Origin of the sequence: Bradyrhizobium vignae (assembly GCF_004114425.1) — a bacterium.
Lineage (GTDB): Bacteria > Pseudomonadota > Alphaproteobacteria > Rhizobiales > Xanthobacteraceae > Bradyrhizobium > Bradyrhizobium vignae.
This window is the reverse complement of the sequence record NZ_RDQF01000003.1, coordinates 56,110-76,355: the sequence shown is the minus strand read 5'-3', so window position 1 is coordinate 76,355 and position 20,246 is coordinate 56,110. Positions and strand designations below refer to the sequence as shown.

Genomic DNA, 20,246 nt, shown 5'->3' with positions numbered 1-20,246 from the left:
CCTGGATTTGCTTCGCTGAGCCTGTCATCGGGCCGCGCTTCGCACGGACCCGGTGGCTCGCAATGGCGGGGAGAGACCCCTTACCTTCGCTCCCGGAAAAACTCCTTGAGCAGCCGCGCCGCCTCGCTCTCGCCGACGCCGGAGTAGACGTCCGGCGCGTGGTGGCAGGTCGGCGAGGCAAAGAACCGCACGCCCGACTCCACCGCGCCGCCCTTGGGATCGGCGGCGCCGTAATAGAGCCGGCGGACCCTTGCAAAGGAGATCGCGCCCGCACACATGGTGCAGGGCTCCAGCGTCACGTAGAGGTCGCAGTCGACGAGGCGCTCGCTCCCGATCTTGCTCGCTGCCTCGCGCAGCGCGATGATCTCGGCATGGGCGGTGGGGTCGTGGTCGGTCAGCGTCCGGTTGGCTGCGGTGGCGACGACCTCGGACTTGCGGACCACCACGCATCCGATCGGAACTTCGCCCGATTTTCCGGCATTTTCGGCCGCCAGAAGCGCCAAATCCATGAAAGAAGGGGCTTTCATGCCTCGTATCATCGCCAGAAACCTGCTACTAGCTCCGCCTTCAGCAAGAGTGGATACCGGTTTTGCCTGAGCATGCGGCTCCGAACGAGCGCGCGCAATGCTCCTCGCGCGACCCCCTAAGTGAGATCATTCATGCCTCGCGACAGCGACAAAGACAACGATTCCCGCGGCCGGCGAGGCCCGGCCAAAGGCCGCAGCGGCAAGCCGCGCGGCCCCGAGAAGAAATTCGCCAAGCGCGGGTTCGAAGGCAAGGGCGCTCGCGACAGCCGCCCGTCCCGCGGCGACCGCGACAGCCGCCCGTTCCGTCGTCGCGATGAGGGCGATGCCCCGCGTCGCGAGTTCAGTGATCGTCCCCGCTTCAAGCGCGAGGACCGCGGCGGCGAGGAGCGCAGCTTCAAGCCGCGTGGCGACCGGCCGTTCAAGCCGCGCGGCGATCGTCCGAATTTCGACCGTGACGAGCGCGCGCCACGTGGCGAGCGAAGCGAGCGGCGTGTCGAGGATCGCAAGTTCTCGCGTGGCGGTTCGGATCGGCCGCGCAAGGATTTTGGCCGCGGCCGCGACTTCCGGGATCGCAAGGGCGACCCGGGAGATCGCAAGCGCGACTTCGAGGGCGGCGACCGCAAGCGCAGCTTTGGCGATCGTCCGCGCGAGCGCGGCGATTCCAAGCCGTGGCAGAAGCGCGAGGCGGGCCCGGGTGGTGACCGTCCGCGCAAGTCCTTCGACAAGGATTTCGGCGGCCGCGATCGCAGCGACGAGAAGCCCTGGCGTCAGCGCGACGATCGGCGTGAAGGTAGCCATGGCGATGAGCGTCCGCGTTTCTCCCGGCGCCGGGAAGAGGGTGATGATCGCCCGCGTTTCTCGCGCCCGCGCGAGGAGCGGTCCGGTGACGATCGTCCGCGCTTCAATCGCTCGCGCGAGAAGCGGCCGGAAGGCCGCATGGACTGGCAGGAGCATCCGCGCAGCGAGGGCCGTTTCCGCGATCGTCCGCGCCGCGACAATGAGGACGACAGCAGGATTTTCGAGAAGCGCCCGGCCTTCGGCGGCCGCGGCGCCTATCGCGAGCGCGATCGTGATTTCGAGGGCCGGCCACGCCGCGATGACGCGCCGAAGCCGAAGAAGGCCGGCGAGCGCATCGCCAAGGTATTGGCGCGCGCGGGCCTTGCCTCGCGCCGCGACGCCGAGGAAATGGTCACGCAGGGCCGCGTCACCGTCAACGGAAGGGTGATCAACTCGCCGGCGCTCGACGTCACCCGGAACGACGTCGTCATGGTCGACGGCAAGCCGTTGCCGGAGCGCGAGCGCACGCGGTTGTTCCTCTACCACAAGCCGCGCGGGTTGATGACGACGCATGACGACCCCGAGGGGCGCCCGACCGTATTCGACAATCTGCCCGAAGGCCTGCCGCGGCTGATCAGCGTCGGCCGGCTCGACTTCAACACCGAAGGCCTGCTCCTGCTCACAAATGACGGCGGCCTCGCGCGCACGCTCGAGCTGCCGGACACCGGCTGGCTGCGCCGCTACCGTGTCCGCGCCCATGGCGACGTCACCCAGGCGCAGCTCGACGCGCTCAAGAACGGCATCGAGGTCGAGGGCGTCAAATACGGTCCGATCGAGGCGACGCTTGAACGCGACCAGGGCGCCAATGTCTGGCTGGTGTTCGCGATCCGCGAAGGCAAGAACCGCGAGGTGCGCAATGTCTGCGCCCATCTCGGCCTCGAGGTGAACCGGCTGATCCGCGTCTCCTATGGCCCGTTCCAGCTCGGGGAGATTCCGGAAGGCCAGGTCGAGGAGATCCGCTCGCGCGTGCTGCGCGAGCAGCTCGGCGAGAAGGTGATCGAGAAGTCGGGCGCGCAGTTCGACGTACCGCAAAAATCCTCTGCGGGCGGCGGCGATGCGCCTCGCGAGAACAAGCCCGCCAGCAAGCGCGCGGTCATCAGCGACCGCAAGGGCCGCCGCGTGCTGGTGCAGCGCACCGGCAGCGAGGAGGCGCGCGAGCGCAACGAGATGGAAGCGAGCGGCTATGGCCCGCCGCGCCGTCCCAAGCGCGGCTATCACGGCAAGCGCGACCTGACGCCGCGGGATGAATAGCATGCGCGTGGTCGGCGGTCGCCTGAAGGGGCGCAATCTCGCCTCACCGTCTTCGCGCGACATCCGTCCCACGGCGGATCGGCTGCGAGAATCCGTGTTCAACATCCTCGTGCACGCCTATGACGATCCGATTGCGGATGCGCGCGTGCTCGATCTCTTCGCCGGCACCGGCGCGCTCGGCATCGAGGCGGCCTCGCGCGGTGCCAAGTTCACGCTGTTCGTCGACAATGGCGCCGAGGCGCGCGCGCTGTTGCGCAACAATGTCGAGTCGCTGGGCCTTGGCGGCGTCACCAAGGTCTATCGTCGCGACGCGACCGATCTCGGTCCCGCGCATCCCGTCGAGCCGTTCTCGCTGGTGTTCCTCGATCCGCCCTATGGCAAGGGCTTTGCGGAGAAGGCGCTTGCGTCCTTGCGCGACGGCGGCTGGCTCACCCCGGGCGCGTTGCTCGTGGTGGAGGAGGCCAAGGCCGCGCAATTCGTGACGCCGGAGGGTTTTGAGGAATTGGAGCGGCGCGCGTACGACGATACGGAGTTCGTGTTTTTGAAGCGAGACGCTTAACTCACCTCCGTCCGAACAGCTTCTCCACGTCGCTCAGCTTCAGCTCGACATAAGTCGGGCGGCCGTGATTGCACTGGCCGGAGTTCGGCGTCTCCTCCATCTCGCGAAGCAGGGCATTCATCTCCTCGGGCCGCAGCCTGCGGCCGGCGCGCACCGAGCCGTGGCAGGCCATGGTGGCGGCGACGTGCATCAGGCGGCGTTCGAGAGGAAGAGCCTCGTCCCATTCGGCCATGTGCTCGGAGAGATCGCGAAGCAGCCCGACGGCATTGGTCTTGCCGAGCAGCGACGGCGTCTCGCGGACCGCAACCGCGCCGGGGCCGAAGGATTCGATGGCAAGGCCGAACGAGGCCAGCTCCTCGCTGCGTTCGAGCAGGCGCTCGACAGTCGCCTCGTCCATCTCGACGATCTCGGGGATCAACAGGATCTGCCGCTGCACGCCGTTTGCGGCGAGCGAGGCCTTGAGCCGTTCGTAGACGATGCGCTCATGCGCAGCGTGCTGGTCGACGATGATCAGGCCGTCCCGGGTCTGCGAGACGATGTAGGTCTCGTGGATCTGGGTGCGCGCCGCGCCGAGCGGGCGGTCGACGAGGTCGGCCACCGGCTGCGCCTCGATCCGCACGTCCGCGCTGGGTGCACCGACATCGAACGCCGCCTGCGCGCGCTCCGCGAAAGCCGGCGCAGCCGAGCCTTCGAAAGGCATCGGCGCGACCGGGGCGGATGGCGAGGTCCGCCAGTCCCAACTCGCCGGGCGCGGCGGCGTGAACGCGGGCCGGAATGAGGACAGTGCGCTCTCGCCGCTGTTGGCGGCGGTGCGGCGGCCCTCGCGCGCGAGTGCTTCCTTCAGCCCGTGCACGATCAGCGCGCGGACGAGGCCGGCGTTGCGGAAACGCACCTCGGTCTTGGCCGGATGCACGTTGGCGTCGACCTCGCGCGGATCGAGCGTGACGAACAGCGCCAGCACCGGATGGCGGTCGCGCGGCAGATAGTCGGAATAGGCGGCGCGCACGGCGCCCAGGATCAGCTTGTCGCGCACCGGTCGGCCGTTGACGAAGAGATATTGGCCGAGCGCGTTGGCCTTGGTCAGCGCGGGAGCCGCGGCATAGCCGGCAACCACGATGCCCTCGCGCTCGGCATGGACCTCGATGGCGTGGCTGCGGAATTCAGCGCCGAGAATATCGCCGAGCCGCGTCAGCCGCCCGGCGGCGCCGGGCAGGGCGGCCGCCCAGGCCACCGGCGCGCGCTCCTCGCCCGCGAGCGTGAAGGCGATGTCGGGCCGCGCCATGGCAAGGCGCCGCACCACCTCGCGGATCGCTTCCGCCTCGGTGCGGTCGGTCTTCAAGAATTTCAGCCGTGCCGGTGTTGCATAGAAGAGGTCGCCAACCTCGACGCGGGTGCCATGCGCCAGCGCCGCCGGCATGATCTCGGACTTCTCGCCGCCCTCGACCGACAGCGCCCAGGCATGCGGCTCGGTGGCATGGCGTGTCGTGATCGACAGCCGCGCCACCGAGCCGATCGAAGGCAGGGCCTCGCCACGGAAGCCGAGGGTGCGAATCTGCAGCAAGTCCTCGTCATCGAGCTTGGACGTCGCGTGGCGCTCCACGGCGAGTGCGAGGTCCTTCGCGGTCATGCCGCTGCCATCGTCGGTGATGCCGATCCGCCGCCGCCCGCCGCCATCGGTGAAGACGTCGATCCGGCTCGCGCCGGCATCGATGGCATTCTCGACGAGTTCCTTCACCACGCTCGCCGGACGCTCCACCACCTCGCCGGCGGCGATGCGGTTGACGAGCTGTTCTGGCAATTGGCGGACGGGCATGGAATCTGACTTGGGGGCTCTGACTTGGGGGCTCTGACTTGGGGGCTCTGACTTGGGGCTCTGACTTGGGCTCTGACTTGGATTCGCTGTCGGCGCCATTCTAGGCCGTGTTGCGTCAAAAGCATGCGTTGGGCAACAGCCGCGTGGCGGCCTGGGGAAGAGGGATGCCTATCACATTGAAGACATTGGGCGTTCGAGAAAATCGCGCAGTCCGGATGAAGCCACTTGCGGGCTACTGTCGTGATTGTGGGGTGCCGGGCCGCGGTGTAGCATCGTGAAAAAATGGCAACAGGACGGGAGGACGCCATGTGCCATCTCTTCGCGCACCAGCCTCAACGCGACTACGAATCCCAGACCCGCTCGCTTAGAATCGGTGGGCACTGCACGTCGATTCGGCTGGAGATGGCGTTCTGGGACACTCTGGAGGAGATCGCAGCCAAGGAGGGCATGAGCCTCGGCAAGTTCCTGACCACGCTCTACAACGAGGTGCTCGACCATCACGGCGAGGTCAATAATTTCGCATCGCTGCTGCGGTGCTCCTGCCTGATCTACCGCTCCCGGAGCATCACACCAGTCCAGGATTTCAAGGCAACCGTTGCGCCCATCCTCGACGCGGCCGAATAGCTATCCCAACAAAGGCGCGTATCCCGGATGGAGCGCAGCGCAATCCGGGATTCGTGCCACCAGCGGCGGTGGTCCCGGATTGCTGCGCTCCATCCGGGCTTCTCCCTCCACATCGTCATTGCGAGGAGCAATTGCGACGAAGCAATCCAGAATCTTTCCGCTGGATTGCTTCGCTTCGCTCGCAATGACGGAGGAGAGCGGTTCGTCTATCAGGCCTCAAATTTCCTTCTTCTGCATCGCCCCGGCAATGTAATCCGCCTGCCGGATCGCCAGCGCGACGATGGTCAGCGTCGGATTGCAGGCCGCGCCGCTGGTGAACTGGCTGCCGTCGGAGACGAACAAGTTCTTGATATCGTGGCTCTGCCCGAACTTGTTGACGACGCCGTCGCGCGGCTTCTCGCTCATCCTGTTGGTGCCGAGATTGTGCGTGCTTGGATAGGGCGGCGTCGGATAGGTCACGGTGGCGCCGACGGCGTCGTAGACCGCAGCGCCCTGCTTGTAGGCATGCGCGCGCATCGCGACGTCGTTGGGATGATCGTCGAAATGCACGCTCGCGACCGGCTGGCCGAACTTGTCCTTGACGACAGGGTCGAGCGTGATGCGGTTGGTCTCCTGCGGCATGTCCTCGCCGACCAGCCACATGCCGGCCATCCTGGGATAACCGTCGAGCGCTGACGTGAACGAACGTCCCCAGGCGCCGGGATTGAGGAACGCCGCCATGAAGGGCAGGCCGATCGACAGCGTCTCCATCTCGTAGCCGCCGACGAAGCCGGGTTTCGGGTTGTTGGCCGCTTCATCGCGGATGATGCCGGCCATGGTGGTGCCGCGATACATGTGCACCGACTTCTCGAACACGGCATAGACACTGCCGGTCATATGGCGCATGTAGTTGCGGCCGACCTGTCCCGATGAATTGGCGAGACCGTCCGGGAACATTGTCGAGGCACTGTTGAGCAGCAGCCGCGGGCTCTCGATCGAATTGCCGGCGACTGCGACGATGCGCGCCTTCTGGCGCTGCATGGCGCCGCTCTCGTCAGCGTAGACGACGCCGGTCACCTTACCGCTGGAATCATGCTCGATCTTGACCGCCATGCTGCTCGGCCGCACTTCGAGATTGCCGGTCGCCTCGCCCTTGGGGATCTCGGTGTAGAGCGTCGACCATTTCGCGCCGGACTTGCAGCCCTGGAAGCAGAAGCCGATCTGCTGGCAGGAGCCGCGTCCGTCGCGCGGTTGGCTGTTGATCGCCATGTTGCCGGTGTGCACGGTCTTGTAGCCGAGCTTCTTTGCGCCGGCCTCCAGCACCTTGAAGTTATTGTTGCCGGGAAGTCCGGGAATGCCGTTGGTGCGGGTCACGCCCATCTTGTTCTCGGCCTTGGCGTACCATGGCTCCATCTCGGCAAGCGTGATCGGCCAGTCCAGGAGGTTCGCGCTAGGAATGTTGCCGTAGGTGCTCTTGACCCTGAACTCGTGCTCATCGAAGCGCAGCGAGGCGCCGGCCCAATGCACCGTGGAGCCGCCGACCGCCTTGACGATCCAGGCAGGAAGATTGGGAAAGTCCTTGGCGACGCGCCACGTCCCCGACGTGGTGCGCGCGTCCGACCAGGCGAGCTGGGAAAAGCTCTCCCACTCGTCGTTGACGAAATCCTGGTTCTCGATGCGCGGACCTGCTTCCAGGATGACAACCTTGACGCCCTTTTGCGCGAGCTCGTTGCCCAGCGTGCCGCCGCCGGCTCCGGAACCGACGATCACCACAACGCTGGAGTCGTTCAGATCGAATTTGGCCATATGCGTTCTCCTGAACCGTTGGGTGCGTTAAGCCTTCGGCAGCCAATCGATGTCGGCGAAGCCACGATTGATGTAGCCGCCGTGCTCGGCGGAGGAGCCCTCGTAGCCGAAGCGCGGCCAGACCTCCTTCTGGTTGTAGAGCGAGACGACGAGATCGCCGCGCACCTTCTGGAAGAAGTCGCTCTGCTCGATCTCCTTCAGCAGCACCACGCGGTCGGCCTCCCAGGGCACTTCGACATAAGGCACCTTGTGGCGGTCGCGCGCGTTCTGATCGAGCCGCGCAATGCCGTCGCTGATCAGCGATTTGACGGCGGGATCCTTCGCCGCCTTGCCGTCCCAGGGCTTGATTGCGGTGATGTAATAGCTGTCGCCGAGCACATCGTGCGGATAGATGTCGCGCGCGACCTTCAGCAGCGTCTTCATCGTCGCGGGCGAGAGCGTGGTGGCATCATCGGCCCAGGCATCCCCGATGCTGGTGGCGATACTGGTCGCGACAGCGACGACCGGCACAGCGGTCGCCGCGCCCTTGAGAAAGACGCGGCGGCTTTGCTTGCTTCGACGATCGATTTCTCTCATGGCATTCCTCCGTGGATTTTTGTGATTTGGTTCTTGTGATTTGATCAGCCGAAGCGTCCGCCTCGCTGGATCACCTCTATCTTGTAGCCATCGGGATCGCTGACGAAGAAGAAGCGCGCCAGCGTCTTGCCGCCGTGCTTGAAGTCGCGCAGCGGCCCCGGTGCGAGGCTCTCGCGCTCGAAGCGAGCATGCTCGGCATCGAGATCCTCGACCACCACGGCGAGATGGCCGTAGCCATCGCCGAGCACGTACGGCTCCTTGCGATCGAAATTCACCGTCAGCTCCACCTCGAAAGGTGAGGAGGGGTGACGCAGATAGATCAGGGCGAAATCCGCGAATTTCAGGTGGTCGGCGACCTCCAGGCCGAAGGCGCGCCTGTAGAAGTCGAGTGAGCGCGCCTCGTCGCGCACGCGGATCATGGAATGGATCGGCTTTGCCATTCAGTTCTGCTCCTTGAGAAAGGCGATGATGGCGGCGCGCGTCTCGGGCTTGGCCTGCCGGTAGACCATCACCACGCCGGGAATGACGGCTTGCGGATTGGCCAGCCACGCATCGAGCCGGGTCTCGTCCCAGGTGAAATCAGCCTTGGCGAGGCCGTCCGAATAATGGAAGCCCTCGACCTTGCCGGCGGGACGGCCCAGGACCTTGACCAAAGGGGGGCCTTGCCGCATCGGCTCCGACAGGCTCAAGGTGTGACACACCGCGCATTGCTGCTTGAACAGTGTGGCACCGTCCGGCGGCCTTGTGGCCGGCAACGGCATCTGCGCGTCGGCAACCCTGACCAACAGCACCATCGCGGTGCACAATCCCAGCACGACCACGCGCATCGTCAAGAATCCGCCCAACTGCATCGACGTGCGCAAACACTAGGCGCGGCCAAACATGCGGTGGTAGTAGCGGGCTGTGTCGCTACGCGCGTCGATGCTTGTGGCGTGTGGTGCTCCGCGCTGCCTTATATGCGGAGCACAATTCCGCGAAAGCGCCGTCAAATCCCTAAACGTTCACCACATGATGCGCATTGCATGACGGTCGCGCCGCTTGAACTCTCTACGCGATGCAATGGTCCGGTGCAGACGAGGCGGCGCAGGGAGCCGCCGAGCCATTCATTGCGAAAAAATCCAGGAGAAATGGATGAAGTTGGTGAAGACCTCGATGATCGCATGCGCTCTGTCGGCTCTCGTTGCGACGCCTGTTCTCGCGCAAGGCGCGCCACCCGCCAAGACAGGCGGCACGGTGCAAAGCAAACCCATGCAAGGCGGCACCATGGGCAGCGGTGACGAGGAGATGAACGCTCAGCCGGGCGCAGCGGGCGAGAAGACCGGCATGAAATCAACCAAGGGCACCAGGGGCACGGTCGGCACCACGGGGAGCGCTGCGCACAAGGGAACAGCCGACGATTCCACCACAGGCGGCGCAGCCCCGTCGAAGCGTTACTAAAGCATGATCCGGAAAAGTGCGAAGCGGTTTTCCGGAAGATCATGCGCAAAACAACAGCCTGAAGCGCGATGACGATTCGTCCAAATCTCATCGCGCTTTGGGCTCGCCGGCGCAACCGGCACAACTCCGGTCGCGTTGCGGCCGGAGTTTCCTGCCGCGCCGGTTAGTCGTCGAAGCGGCCGCCGCGTCCGGCCTTGATGTCGCTGCGGCGCTTCTTGCCTTCGAGCCGGCGTTGCTTGGAGGCGTAGGTCGGCCGCGTCGCGCGGCGCGGCGTCGGCCGCACCATGGCCTCCTTGAGGATCTCGACGAGGCGGTCGATGGCGTCCTGGCGGTTGCGCTCCTGGGTACGGAAGCGCTGGGCGTGGATCACGATGATGCCGTCCTTGGTCATGCGCTGGCCGGCGATGCGGGCGAGGCGCAGCGCGGCATCCTCGGGCAAGGTCAGCTTGCGGGTGTCGAAGCGCAGTTGCGCGGAGGTCGCGACCTTGTTGACGTTCTGCCCACCCGGGCCGGAGGCGCGGACAAAGCCGATCTCGATGTCGTCCTCGTCGATGACGAGATCGCGGGATATCCGCAGCATGATGGCACCATTCGTGATGTCCGGACATACCGCGGACGCCGGCCCTCAGCAATGGCGCTGCCGCGAAACGCAAATGGCCGGGCGAGCCCGGCCATTTCAGGAAGCGTATGGAGAGGAGGTCAGTTCGATTTCGGCGCCGTGGCTGCCGGCTGTGCGGCGGCCTGCGGGGTGCGGCCGACGACGACGGTCAGCAGCCCCTGGCCCCAGAGCCGCTTGGCGGCCGCCTTGGCATCGTCCAGCGTCACCGCATCGACGATGGCATTGCGCTTCTCGATGTAGTCGATCGGCAGTTTGTCCTGCTGATATTGCAGCAGTGCCTGGGCGAGCTTGGACGAGGTGTCGAGCGCCAGCATCTGCGAGCCCTTGAGGTAGGACTTGGCCTCGTCCAGCTCCTTCTGCGTCGGGCCCTCCTCGGCAATGCGGCGCACCTCCTTCTCGATGGCATCGATGGTGTCGCCGGCGCGGTCGGCGCGGGTGCCGGTGTTGCCGATAAAGACCGCCGAATGCTCCATCCAGAGCAGCGATTCGAACACGGAATAGGCGAGGCCGCGCTTCTCGCGCACCTCGCGATAGAGCCGCGAGGACAAGCCGCCGCCGCCGAGGATGTGGTTGACGACATAGGCGGCCATGAAGTTCGGGTCGCTGCGCTTCACGCCGGGGCCGCCGAAGGTGATCACGGTCTGCGGCACGTCGAGCGGCACGAAAGCGCGTTGCGGCGGCTTTGCAGCCTCGACGTCCGGGACTGGCGTCAGATTAGCCTTTGCGGGCAGGCCACCGAAGGTGTGGTCGAGCAGCTTGCCCAAGGTCGCCGGATCGACGTCGCCGACGACCGCGATCTTGAGCCCATCCTTGGCGAGAACGCGGCCGACATAATCCTTCAAGTCGGCGACCGTGATGGTCGGCACGCTGTCGAGATTGCCGTTGCTTTGCCGGCTGTAGGGATGATCGCCGAAGGCGACCTCGAGGAACTTGCGGCTCGCCAGCGAGGTCGGATTGGTGGTCTCGCGGCGCAGGCCCGAGATGACTTGCGAACGGATACGCTCGACGTCGGCACTGTCGAAATGTGGCGAGGTCAGCGCCATCCTGAGCAGGTCGAAGGCCTCGTCCTTGTTGTCGCGGAGCATGCGCAGGCTGCCGCGGAAGGTGTCGCGCGTGGCGCTGAAGGAGAGCTCGATGGCGCGGCGGTCGAGCCGTTCATGGAACATCTTGGAATCGAGATCACCGGAGCCTTCGTCGAGGAGGTCGCCGACCAGATTGGCGACGCCCGGCTTGTCCTTGGGATCCTGCGCCGAGCCGCCCGCGAAGGAATATTCCATCGCGATCAGCGGCACCGTCGCGTCCTGCACGAACCAGGCTTCGATGCCGCCCGGCGAGATCAGGTGCTGGATCTTTGCGGCCGCCTGCGAAGGCGAGACCGCCGCCAGCGCAAGCGCGGCGCCGGTGACGAAGGACAGCGCGAAATGTCTCGTGCGCGGGAAGTGTGATGCGCGAAGGAAGGAATAGGTCACGAACGCTTCTCCTCGCGCTTGGCGGTGGCGGTGTCCTTGATCAGATAGCCCGTCACGGAACGCTTCTTCTCGAGCCATTTCTGCGCAGCGGCGCGCACCTGCTCGGCGGTGACGGCGCGGATGCGATCGGGCCAGCTCCTGATGTCCTCGATCGACAGGCCCGTGCTCAGCGCGCCGCCGTACCAGCGTGCCAGTACGGCCTGGTTGTCCTGGGCATAGATCGCCTCGGCAATCAGCTGGGTCTTGACCCGTTCCAGATCCTCGGCGCGGATCGGGTTCTGCGCGACGTCGGCGATGACGCCGTCGACCGCCTGTTCCACGTCTGCGAAGCTGACGCCGGGTTTCGGCGCAGCCGAGATCGCGAATTGAGTCGGGTCGAGCGAGATGCTCGAATAACTGGCGCTGGCGGAGACCGCGAGCGACTTGTCGACGACGAGGGCGCGGTAGAGATAGGAATTGCTGCCGCTGCCCATCAGCTGCGCCAGCACGTCGAGGGCCGCGCTCTCGCCGGCCGCGGCCGTGGTGGCCGATGGCACCAGATAGTAGCGCCGCATGTTCGGCTGCTCGACGCGCGGATCGGCCAGCGTGACGGTGCGTGGGGCGGCGGGCTCCGGCTCCTGCGGACGGATACGTCGCGCCGGGATTGCGGGCTGGGCGGGAATGGCGCCGAAATTGCGCTCGACCAGCGTGCGGATTTCGGCGGCGTCGACGTCGCCGGCGATCACCAGGATCGCGTTGTTCGGCGCATAGAAGCGACGATAGAAGGCGAGCGCATCCTCGCGATCGAGCTTCTCGATCTCCTGGTGCCAGCCGATCACCGGCCGGCCATAGGGATGATTGAGGTAGAGCGCCGCCATGATCTGCTCGTTGAGCCGCGCGTCCGGATTGTTGGCGACGCGCATGTTGTACTCTTCGAGCACGACGTCTCGCTCGGGCAGCACGTTCTCGTCCTTGAGGACGAGGCCTGTCATGCGGTCGGCCTCGAACTCCATCATGGTCGGCAGCTGCTCTTTCGGCACGCGCTGGTAATAATTGGTGTAGTCGACCGAGGTGGAGGCGTTCTCGTTGCCGCCGACACGGAGCACGGTCTGGGAGAATTCGCCGACTGGATGATTCGAGGTGCCCTTGAACATCAGGTGCTCGAGGAAATGGGCGAGGCCGGACTTGCCTGGGGTCTCGTCGGCCGAGCCGACCTTGTACCAGATCATCTCGGTGACCACGGGGGTGCGGTGATCCGGGATCACCACGACCTGCATGCCGTTATCGAGCGTGAAGCTGGCGGGTGGGGCCGATGTGACCGTGGTCTGGGCAAGGGCGGCGCCGGCCGAAAGGACACTGGTCGAAAGCAGCGCGGCAAGAAGGCAGGCAGCCGATCGGTAAGAGGACATCATGAACCCTGGTGAAAGGTCGAGCCCGGATCTTCCGGCTCGGAAGGCACGGCATGGTACACCGTGCGGCTGAGGCTTCGCGTCACGAAGCAGAGAACTCAACGCGTAGGCAAGTTACTGATAGGCAATCTTGGATGGCGTCGGGCGGACATGAGCCGCCGACGCTCGATTCGCGTCGCTCAGAATGCAGCGACGGGACAGGAACGCTATTGTTCCTTCTCCTTGCCGGACATGATGTCGTAGTACATCCGCCGCGACTTGTCCGGCCCGGCGCCATAGGCATAGTTCGGCGAGGGCGTCTGGTAGCCCGGCGGCGGCTCGACCAGCGACTGGCGCGGCGGCTCGCTGACGAATTTCTTCTCTTCGGTGGCGTTGCCACCCTTCATCATGTTCCACAGGCCGCCAGAGTAGCCGAGTTCGGCGGGGCTGAGTGACGGATTGCCATTGGTACCCGGCTGGATCGGGTCATTGCTTGTCCGGGGCGCTGCCGCGACCTGGCCGGCCTTCATCTCGGCGGGCGTGAGGGGCTGGGCGGCTTGCCAGTTCTCCGTTGCTTTGGTGGCCTTCTTGCGCGCGGCGATGGCCTCCTTGCGGCGCTTCTCGTCGGGATCCTTCGGCCAGTTCGGCGCAGCCTTGGCTTCAGTCGCAGGCGGCGGCAGATCGAGGTTGGGCGGCACGACCAGCGGCGAGCGCTCGCGGTATTCGATGCCCTTCTTCTCCATGCTCTTGGCGCCGAGGCCGGACATCAGATTGTCGATAAGCCTCTCTTCGAAGGTCATATCGTCTTCCTCGTCGTCGTCACCGGCGCGGGCCGCGCCGGTCGACATGACGAGACCGATGCCGAGTGCGACAGCAGACAATTTCAATGCCCGCCAAAGCCCCCACCGGGGGTCTCGCACCATCGAACCGCTGGTCATCGCGCTGCGCATCACTTTACCTGTTCCATATTGTGGCAGATTGCCGCTCGCGCGCGGCTCCAACCTCGCAAAAGCGGGGTTCCACCGGCCGGTCCGTATCGGCCGGGATCAGGGCGCTTTTGCGGCGGGTACCCCCAGGATGGAATCATACAATAGCGCCGCCACCCCAGCAACGATGGCCACATCCGCGAGGTTAAACACATACCAATTATAGGTATTTCCGGCGATCTCGATGTGGAACAGAGCGAAATCGATCACTGCCCCGTGGACGAAGCGGTCTATGCCATTGCCGACGGCACCGCCGATGATCAACCCCAGGGCGACGGTCGCAAGCCGGGTGTGCGATCGGACCATCCAGATCGTCAGGGCGACCACAGCGATGACCTTCACAGCCATCAGCGCGAGCTGCGCCGCCTGATCGTCGTTCTGGAGCCAACCGAAGCTGATCCCGACGTTCTTGGCCAGCACCAGGTCGAAGAACGGCGTCACCCGCACTGCGCCGCGACGGGCGAGGTCGAACACGTTCAGGAGCCAGAGTTTCGAGGCCTGGTCGGCCACGAGCGTGACCACGGCCGAGAGGATGCCGGCGCGGAGCGGGGTCATGGCCGATCGATCAGACGCTCACCCCCAGCGCCTTCCATTCGCGCAGCGCCTTCGCGTCGCGCGGGGTGACGTCGGGGTATTCAGGGTCCTCGCCGACCGTCGGCGAAATCTTCCAGGAGCGGGCGCATTTGGTGCCGACCGCCTTCTCCACCACGACCGCGACGCCGGGGACAGCATCGAGACGGAATACACCTGCCGGCGCCTCGTCCTCTCGCACCTCGTAGTTCGAGGTGATGCAGACTTCAGCGAGATCGACGTCGAACAAGGTCGCCAGCATGGCGCGATCGGCGACATAGATCACCGGCGAAGCCTCCAGCGAGGAGCCGATGTTCTTGGCGGCCCGTTCCAACTCGAGCGCGCCGGTGACGACGCGACGGACGTTGCGGATCATCTCCCATTTCGCGGCGAGTTTGTCGTCGCGAAAGGCTTCGAGATCGGTCGGGAACAGCGTCAGATGCACGGACGGCTCCGCGTCGGGCCGGTACATGCGCCAGGCTTCCTCCGCGGTGAAGCTGAGGATCGGGGCCAGCCATTTCAGGATCGAGGCGCACAGCAGGTCGATGGTCGTCAGCGCCGCTTTGCGCGTCAGTGACGACGGCGGATCGCAATAAAGCGTGTCCTTGCGGATGTCGAAGTAGAACGCGGAGAGCTCGCTGTTGAGGAAGGCGGACAGGATCGCGACCACGGTCTTGTAGTCGAACTCCCGATAGGCCTTGCCGATCGCGGCGGCGCGCACCGCGAGCTCGTGCAGCATGAAGCGCTCGAGCTCGGGCATGTCGGCGGGCGCGACCGCGTCGGCAGGCTTGTAGTGATGCAGCGTGCCCAGCATCCAGCGCACGGTGTTGCGCAGCTTGCGATAGGTCTCGACGGTGTTCTTCAGGATCTCGGGCCCGATGCGCTGATCGTCGGTGTAGTCGCAGGACGCGACCCAGAGTCTCAAGATGTCGGCACCGGATTCCTTGATGACGGCCTGCGGCTCGATGGTGTTGCCGAGCGACTTCGACATCTTGCGGCCGTCCTCGGCCTGCGTGAAGCCGTGAGTCAGAACGATGTCGTAAGGCGCGCGGCCGCGCGTGCCGCAGCTCTCCAGCAGCGAGGAGTGGAACCAGCCGCGGTGCTGGTCCGAGCCTTCCAGATACATCACCGTGTCGGTGCCGCCGTCGACCTTGCGCTTGATGCCTGACAGCCCCGGGAAATGCACGGGGTCTTCCAGCACGAAGGCGTGGGTCGAGCCTGAATCGAACCAGACGTCGAGAATGTCGTCGACCTTCTGCCAGTCCTCGCTCGCGCGGGGCCCGAGGAAGCGCTCGCGCGCGCCCGTCGCATACCAGGCGTCGGCGCCTTCCTTCTCGAAGGCTTCGCCGATGCGCGCGTTCACCGCCTCGTCCTGGAGGATCTCGGCGGAGCCGTCGCCCTTCTCGCGCACGAACACGGCGATCGGCACGCCCCAGGCGCGCTGGCGCGAGATCACCCAGTCCGGGCGCGCCTCGATCATGCCATTGATGCGGTTCTCGCCCGATGGCGGCACCCATTGCGTTACCGAGATCGCGTGCAGCGCGCGGGCGCGCAGCGTGTCGCCGCTCTTCGCCTTGCCGCCCTGCGCCACGTCCATAGCGCCGGGCTTGCCCGGTGCGTCCACAACAGGTTTGTCCATCGCGATGAACCATTGCGGCGTGTTGCGGAAGATCACCGGCTTCTTGGAGCGCCAGGAGTGCGGATATTGATGCTTGAGCCGGCCGCGCGCGAGCAGCATGCCTCTGTCGACGAGCGCCTTGATCACGGCCTCGTTGGCATCGCCCTTCTCGCCCCTGTCGTTGATGACACGCTTGCCGGTAAAGCCGGGCGCATGATCGGTGTAGGCGCCGTTCTCATCGACAGTGTAGGGGATCGCGGTGTTGATGCCGCGCGCATCGAGATCGCGCGCCTGCGCCATCCAGGCGTCAAAATCCTCCCGGCCATGGCCCGGCGCCGTGTGCACGAAGCCGGTGCCAGTATCGTCGGTGACGTGATCGCCGGGCAGCAGCGGCACGGTGAATTCGTAGCCGCCGGCAAGGCCCTTGAGCGGATGAGCGCATTCGATCGCGTCCATGGTGTCGCCGGGGACGTCGCGCACCTTCTCATAGGCGGTCACACGCGCTTGCTTGAACACCTCTTCAGCGAGTGCGTCAGCGAGGATCAGAAGGTCGCCGGTCTTGGCCCAATTGTCCGCGGGCGCGTCCGAGACCTTGTAGAGGCCATAAGCGATCTTCGGCGAGAACGAGATGGCGCGGTTGCCGGGGAGGGTCCAAGGCGTGGTGGTCCAGATGACGACGCTCGCGGAGGCAAGCGCACCGTGCGCTGGCGAGGTCACCGGGAATTTCACCCAGACCATGTCGGAGGTGTAGTCCTCGTACTCCACTTCGGCTTCGGCCAGCGCGGTCTTCTCGACCACGCTCCACATCACCGGCTTGGAGCCGCGATAAAGCGTGCCGTTGGCGGCGAACTTCATCAGCTCGCGCGCGATCTGGGCTTCGGCGGGATAGCTCATGGTGGCGTAGGGATGGTCCCAGTCGCCGATCACCCCCAGGCGCTTGAATTCCTCGCGCTGCACGCCGAGCCAGTGCGTGGCATAGGCGCGGCACTCTCTCCGGAAATCGATCATGGCGGCACTGTCGCGGAAGTCGGGCTTCTGCTTGCCCTTCTTGCGATAGTGCTCCTCCTCGACCTTCCACTCGATCGGCAGGCCGTGGCAATCCCAGCCCGGCACGTAGTTGGAATCGAAGCCGAGCATCTGCTGGCTCTTGGTGACGAGATCCTTCAGGATCTTGTTCAGCGCCGTGCCGATATGGATGTTGCCGTTGGCGTAGGGCGGCCCATCGTGCAGCACGAACTTGGCGCGGCCCTTCGCACTCTCGCGCAGCTTTTCGTAAAGGCCGATCTCGTACCAGCGCTTGAGGATCTCCGGCTCGCGCTGCGGCAGGCCGGCGCGCATCGGGAATTCGGTCTGCGGCAGGAACAGGGTTTTCGAATAGTCTTTGGCTTCAGACTTTTGCGACTTTTGCGGCTTTTCGGACATGAGGCTGACTGGCTCGGAGGTGGCGCGGGGAACGGCTGGGCGATGCGGAATCGCGGGGTGAAACGACGAAATCCCGGTCTTGCGCCGAGCCTTGAGGCTCAGGCGGAAGCCGGGCCGCTAATCCCTATGATGCGCCGCGCAAACATGGGCTCTCCATAGCAGGGGGGCGGAGGAAGCGCAAAGGTTCGGCTGGCCCGGTTTCGGCCCTTAATCGATCACGCCCAGCCTCGGAAACGCGTCCGGGGCAGCGGCCAGGATGGCGCGGGCGCGGCCGGAATCGTCGTCCATCTGGCGGATCAGGGCCTCCAGGCTGTCGAATTTCAGCTCCTCGCGGATGAAGCCGATGAAGGCGCAGTCGAGCGCCTGCCCGTAAAGGTCGCCCTTGAAGTCGAACAGGAAGATTTCCAGCAGCGGGGCGCCGTTGTCGAAGGTCGGGCGGCGGCCGAAGCTCGCCACCCCATCCAGGCGCTCGGTCCCCCGGCCGACCCGCACCGCGTAGATGCCGTGCTTGAGGCCGCAATTGGCATCCAGGCGGATGTTGGCGGTGGGATAACCGAGGTCGCGGCCGCGCTTCTCGCCATGGATGACTTCGCCGGTGATGAACCAGGGCGCGCCCAGCATGGTGGTGGCTTGGTCGAGCTGGCCCTCGGCGAGGGCGATCCGGATGGCACTGGAGGAAACCGGCCGTTCGTCGATATCGACATGCGGTTGCACGTCGACCTCGATGCCGAGCCGGGGCGCTTCGTTGACGAGAAGGCTCGGCGAGCCGACCCGTCCCTTGCCGAAATGGAAGTCGTAGCCGACCGCGATGCCGCTGACCCCGAGACGCCCGATCAGGTCATGGCGAATGAAATCTTGCGCGCTGGTTCCGGCACGCGCCTTGTCGAAGGTCATGACAACGGCGCCGGCGAGCCCGGTACCGGCCAAAAGCCGCAGCTTGGCCCGCTCGTCCGTCAGGCGGAATTGCGGGGTGTTGGGGCTGAAAAACCGCCGCGGATGCGGCTCGAAGGTCAATGCCAGCGCAGGGCGGCCATGCGCTCGGCCCATCTCCAGGGCAGCCGCAATCACGGCGCGATGGCCGAGATGAACGCCATCGAAATTGCCCATGGCGACCACGGCGCCCCTCGGAATGGCGGAATCCGGCGTTGTGTCGCGGATAACGGTAAAAGGCGGAGCCATCAGGGGAATTCTCGAACCGGGCAGGACCGGCCCGGACCGTGGCGCGACCGGCCCTGCGAAGTCAAGCGGCGGGGCGGGCAGACATTGAACACGATTTCAATCCTTCGGAGCGGCCCCCAGTTAACGGGCTGTTTAAGGCCTCGATGCTAGTGCTTGAGGCGTGGAACTGCCGGGCGCCGGCCTGGCAGTCCGATCGTAATATTCCTGGGTTTGCGTTGGGGGAGTCGAGATGGCGGTTGATTTGACGATGCCGGTTCTGGTGGTGGATGACTACAGCACCATGATCCGTATCATCCGGAATCTGCTGAAGCAGCTTGGCTTCGAGAATATCGATGATGCCAGCGACGGTTCGGCGGCGCTGAACAAGATGCGCGGCAAGAAGTACGGGCTCGTGATCTCCGATTGGAACATGGAGCCGATGACGGGTTACGACCTCCTGCGCGAAGTTCGCGCGGATCCGAACCTCGCCACTACGCCGTTCATCATGATCACGGCCGAATCCAAGACCGAGAACGTGATCGCGGCGAAGAAGGCCGGCGTGAACAACTACATCGTGAAGCCGTTCAACGCGGCGACGCTGAAGACGAAGATCGAGGCGGTCTTCCCGGACATGGCGAGCGCGTAAGGCGCTTTCGTGTCCCGGACGCGGCGCTGCGCCGGGACCCCGTCCATTCACGACATCGGTTGCGGCTTCTGGCCCCGGCTCTGCAGCGCTTCGAGCTGCGTCCGGGGCACGATATTTTCTACCACTTCAATTCGCGCATCAGCGCCTTCGGCGGGTGGCCGAACAATTCCATCACCGAATTCGGGTCGAGCTGGTCGAGACCCTCGAACTCCTCGGCATGGATGCCGCGGGTCACGAACAGGCAGTCGATGCCGAATTCGCGCGCGCCGGTGAGATCGGTGCGGACGGAATCGCCGATCGCCAGCACCTTTTTGCGATCGATCTGATGGCCCTGCCGCTCGCCGGCGAGCGCCATGGCGCGCTCGTAGATCGGGCGGTGCGGCTTGCCGTAGAAGATCACCTCGCCGCCGAGCTCGCGGTAGAGCTCCGCGATGGCGCCGGCGCAATAGATCAGCCGGTCGCCGCGTTCCACCACGATGTCGGGGTTGGCGCAGACCAGCGTCAGCTTGCGCTCGCGCGCCTTCAGCATCATGCCGCGATAGTCTTCCGCCGTTTCGGTCTCGTCGTCATAGAGACCGGTGCAGACGATGTAATCGGCTTCCTCGAGCGGCGCGGTCATCGCATCGAGGCCGCGATAGATCGAATTGTCGCGCTCGGGACCGAGCCAGAACATCTTGCGGCCGGGATGCTCGGCCACATAGAGCCGGGTCAGGTCGCCTGAAGATACGATCGCGTCATAGGTCTCATCCGGGACGCCGAGCTTGCGCAATTGCCGCTGCACGGAATCGGCCGGGCGCGGCGCGTTGGTGATCAGGATCACCGTACCGCCGCGGCTGCGACAGGTGTGCAGCGCCTCGCAGGCTTCGGGGAAGGATTCCAGCCCGTTATGGACCACGCCCCAGATGTCGCTGAGCACAACGTCAACGCCGCCCACGAGCTCGCGCAGGCCTTCGGCAAAATGCAGCGTGGTCATGATGCGCGC

19 protein-coding genes are annotated in these 20,246 nt (G+C 65.4%); 5 read left to right on the top strand and 14 right to left on the bottom strand.

What is annotated here, in order from left to right:
• Window positions 1-80 precede the first annotated feature (80 nt).
• Entirely contained in the window at window positions 81-539 is a 459-nt protein-coding gene (locus EAV90_RS03285; protein WP_129142583.1) for a nucleoside deaminase, read from the bottom strand.
• 120 nt (window positions 540-659) lie between these two features.
• Here EAV90_RS03285 and EAV90_RS03280 point away from each other — a divergent pair, with 120 nt between their 5' ends.
• Together EAV90_RS03280 and rsmD are read left to right on the top strand one after the other, a co-directional pair.
• On the top strand, window positions 660-2,615 hold the full coding sequence (locus EAV90_RS03280; protein WP_164936756.1) for a pseudouridine synthase: 1,956 nt from the start codon (window positions 660-662) through the stop codon (window positions 2,613-2,615).
• 1 nt (window position 2,616) lies between these two features.
• Window positions 2,617-3,174, top strand: a complete 558-nt coding sequence (rsmD, locus tag EAV90_RS03275; protein ID WP_122400966.1) for a 16S rRNA (guanine(966)-N(2))-methyltransferase RsmD — start codon at window positions 2,617-2,619, stop codon at window positions 3,172-3,174.
• A 1-nt stretch (window position 3,175) separates the two neighbouring features.
• On the opposite strand, the gene mutL is transcribed toward rsmD, so the two are convergent.
• Window positions 3,176-4,987 carry a DNA mismatch repair endonuclease MutL gene (gene mutL, locus EAV90_RS03270; protein WP_129142581.1) on the bottom strand — a complete coding sequence of 604 codons (1,812 nt, stop codon included), beginning with the start codon at window positions 4,985-4,987 and terminating at the stop codon, window positions 3,176-3,178.
• Window positions 4,988-5,293: 306 nt separating this feature from the next.
• On the opposite strand from mutL, the gene EAV90_RS03265 reads away from it, so the two are divergent.
• Entirely contained in the window at window positions 5,294-5,611 is a 318-nt protein-coding gene (locus tag EAV90_RS03265) for a ribbon-helix-helix domain-containing protein (protein WP_129142580.1), read from the top strand.
• Between the two features lie 216 nt (window positions 5,612-5,827).
• Here the strand turns inward: EAV90_RS03265 and EAV90_RS03260 are convergent, their stop codons facing one another.
• From EAV90_RS03260 to EAV90_RS03245, 4 genes are read right to left on the bottom strand one after another with little or no spacing between them, the layout of a single operon-like run.
• Complete coding sequence (locus tag EAV90_RS03260; RefSeq protein WP_129142579.1) at window positions 5,828-7,396, bottom strand: GMC family oxidoreductase; 1,569 nt, start codon at window positions 7,394-7,396, stop codon at window positions 5,828-5,830.
• Window positions 7,397-7,423: 27 nt separating this feature from the next.
• Window positions 7,424-7,972: a gluconate 2-dehydrogenase subunit 3 family protein gene (locus EAV90_RS03255; RefSeq protein ID WP_122400970.1), complete on the bottom strand. Its 549-nt coding sequence runs from the start codon at window positions 7,970-7,972 to the stop codon at window positions 7,424-7,426.
• A 44-nt stretch (window positions 7,973-8,016) separates the two neighbouring features.
• Window positions 8,017-8,412 carry a VOC family protein gene (locus EAV90_RS03250; RefSeq protein WP_122400971.1) on the bottom strand — a complete coding sequence of 132 codons (396 nt, stop codon included), beginning with the start codon at window positions 8,410-8,412 and terminating at the stop codon, window positions 8,017-8,019.
• Window positions 8,413-8,799 (bottom strand): c-type cytochrome, encoded by a 387-nt coding sequence (locus EAV90_RS03245; RefSeq protein ID WP_164936755.1) that lies wholly within the window; start codon window positions 8,797-8,799, stop codon window positions 8,413-8,415. It abuts the gene before it with no gap.
• A 304-nt stretch (window positions 8,800-9,103) separates the two neighbouring features.
• Between EAV90_RS03245 and EAV90_RS03240 the strand changes: the two genes are divergently transcribed.
• The gene (locus EAV90_RS03240) at window positions 9,104-9,409 is read left to right on the top strand and encodes a hypothetical protein (protein WP_122400972.1); all 306 of its coding nucleotides are present in this window, start codon (window positions 9,104-9,106) and stop codon (window positions 9,407-9,409) included.
• Between the two features lie 163 nt (window positions 9,410-9,572).
• Here the strand turns inward: EAV90_RS03240 and arfB are convergent, their stop codons facing one another.
• From arfB to EAV90_RS03205, 7 genes are all read right to left on the bottom strand, one after another.
• Window positions 9,573-9,989, bottom strand: a complete 417-nt coding sequence (gene arfB / locus EAV90_RS03235) for an alternative ribosome rescue aminoacyl-tRNA hydrolase ArfB (protein WP_129142578.1) — start codon at window positions 9,987-9,989, stop codon at window positions 9,573-9,575.
• 119 nt (window positions 9,990-10,108) lie between these two features.
• Window positions 10,109-11,575: a M16 family metallopeptidase gene (locus EAV90_RS03230; protein WP_129142577.1), complete on the bottom strand. Its 1,467-nt coding sequence runs from the start codon at window positions 11,573-11,575 to the stop codon at window positions 10,109-10,111.
• Window positions 11,494-12,888, bottom strand: coding sequence for a M16 family metallopeptidase (locus tag EAV90_RS03225; protein WP_407120270.1), 1,395 nt, complete (start codon window positions 12,886-12,888; stop codon window positions 11,494-11,496). The genes EAV90_RS03230 and EAV90_RS03225 overlap by 82 nt, the downstream gene beginning before the upstream one ends.
• Window positions 12,889-13,091: 203 nt before the next feature.
• Window positions 13,092-13,814, bottom strand: coding sequence for a hypothetical protein (locus EAV90_RS03220; RefSeq protein WP_162500545.1), 723 nt, complete (start codon window positions 13,812-13,814; stop codon window positions 13,092-13,094).
• A gap of 96 nt (window positions 13,815-13,910) precedes the next feature.
• Window positions 13,911-14,405 carry a signal peptidase II gene (lspA, locus tag EAV90_RS03215; RefSeq protein ID WP_122400977.1) on the bottom strand — a complete coding sequence of 165 codons (495 nt, stop codon included), beginning with the start codon at window positions 14,403-14,405 and terminating at the stop codon, window positions 13,911-13,913.
• A gap of 10 nt (window positions 14,406-14,415) precedes the next feature.
• Window positions 14,416-17,460, bottom strand: coding sequence for an isoleucine--tRNA ligase (gene ileS / locus EAV90_RS03210; RefSeq protein WP_129142575.1), 3,045 nt, complete (start codon window positions 17,458-17,460; stop codon window positions 14,416-14,418).
• Between the two features lie 207 nt (window positions 17,461-17,667).
• Complete coding sequence (locus EAV90_RS03205) at window positions 17,668-18,639, bottom strand: bifunctional riboflavin kinase/FAD synthetase (protein ID WP_122400979.1); 972 nt, start codon at window positions 18,637-18,639, stop codon at window positions 17,668-17,670.
• A gap of 229 nt (window positions 18,640-18,868) precedes the next feature.
• On the opposite strand from EAV90_RS03205, the gene EAV90_RS03200 reads away from it, so the two are divergent.
• Window positions 18,869-19,264 carry a response regulator gene (locus tag EAV90_RS03200; protein WP_122400980.1) on the top strand — a complete coding sequence of 132 codons (396 nt, stop codon included), beginning with the start codon at window positions 18,869-18,871 and terminating at the stop codon, window positions 19,262-19,264.
• A 118-nt stretch (window positions 19,265-19,382) separates the two neighbouring features.
• On the opposite strand, the gene EAV90_RS03195 is transcribed toward EAV90_RS03200, so the two are convergent.
• Complete coding sequence (locus EAV90_RS03195) at window positions 19,383-20,237, bottom strand: TIGR01459 family HAD-type hydrolase (RefSeq protein WP_122400981.1); 855 nt, start codon at window positions 20,235-20,237, stop codon at window positions 19,383-19,385.
• Between the last annotated feature and the right edge of the window lie 9 nt (window positions 20,238-20,246).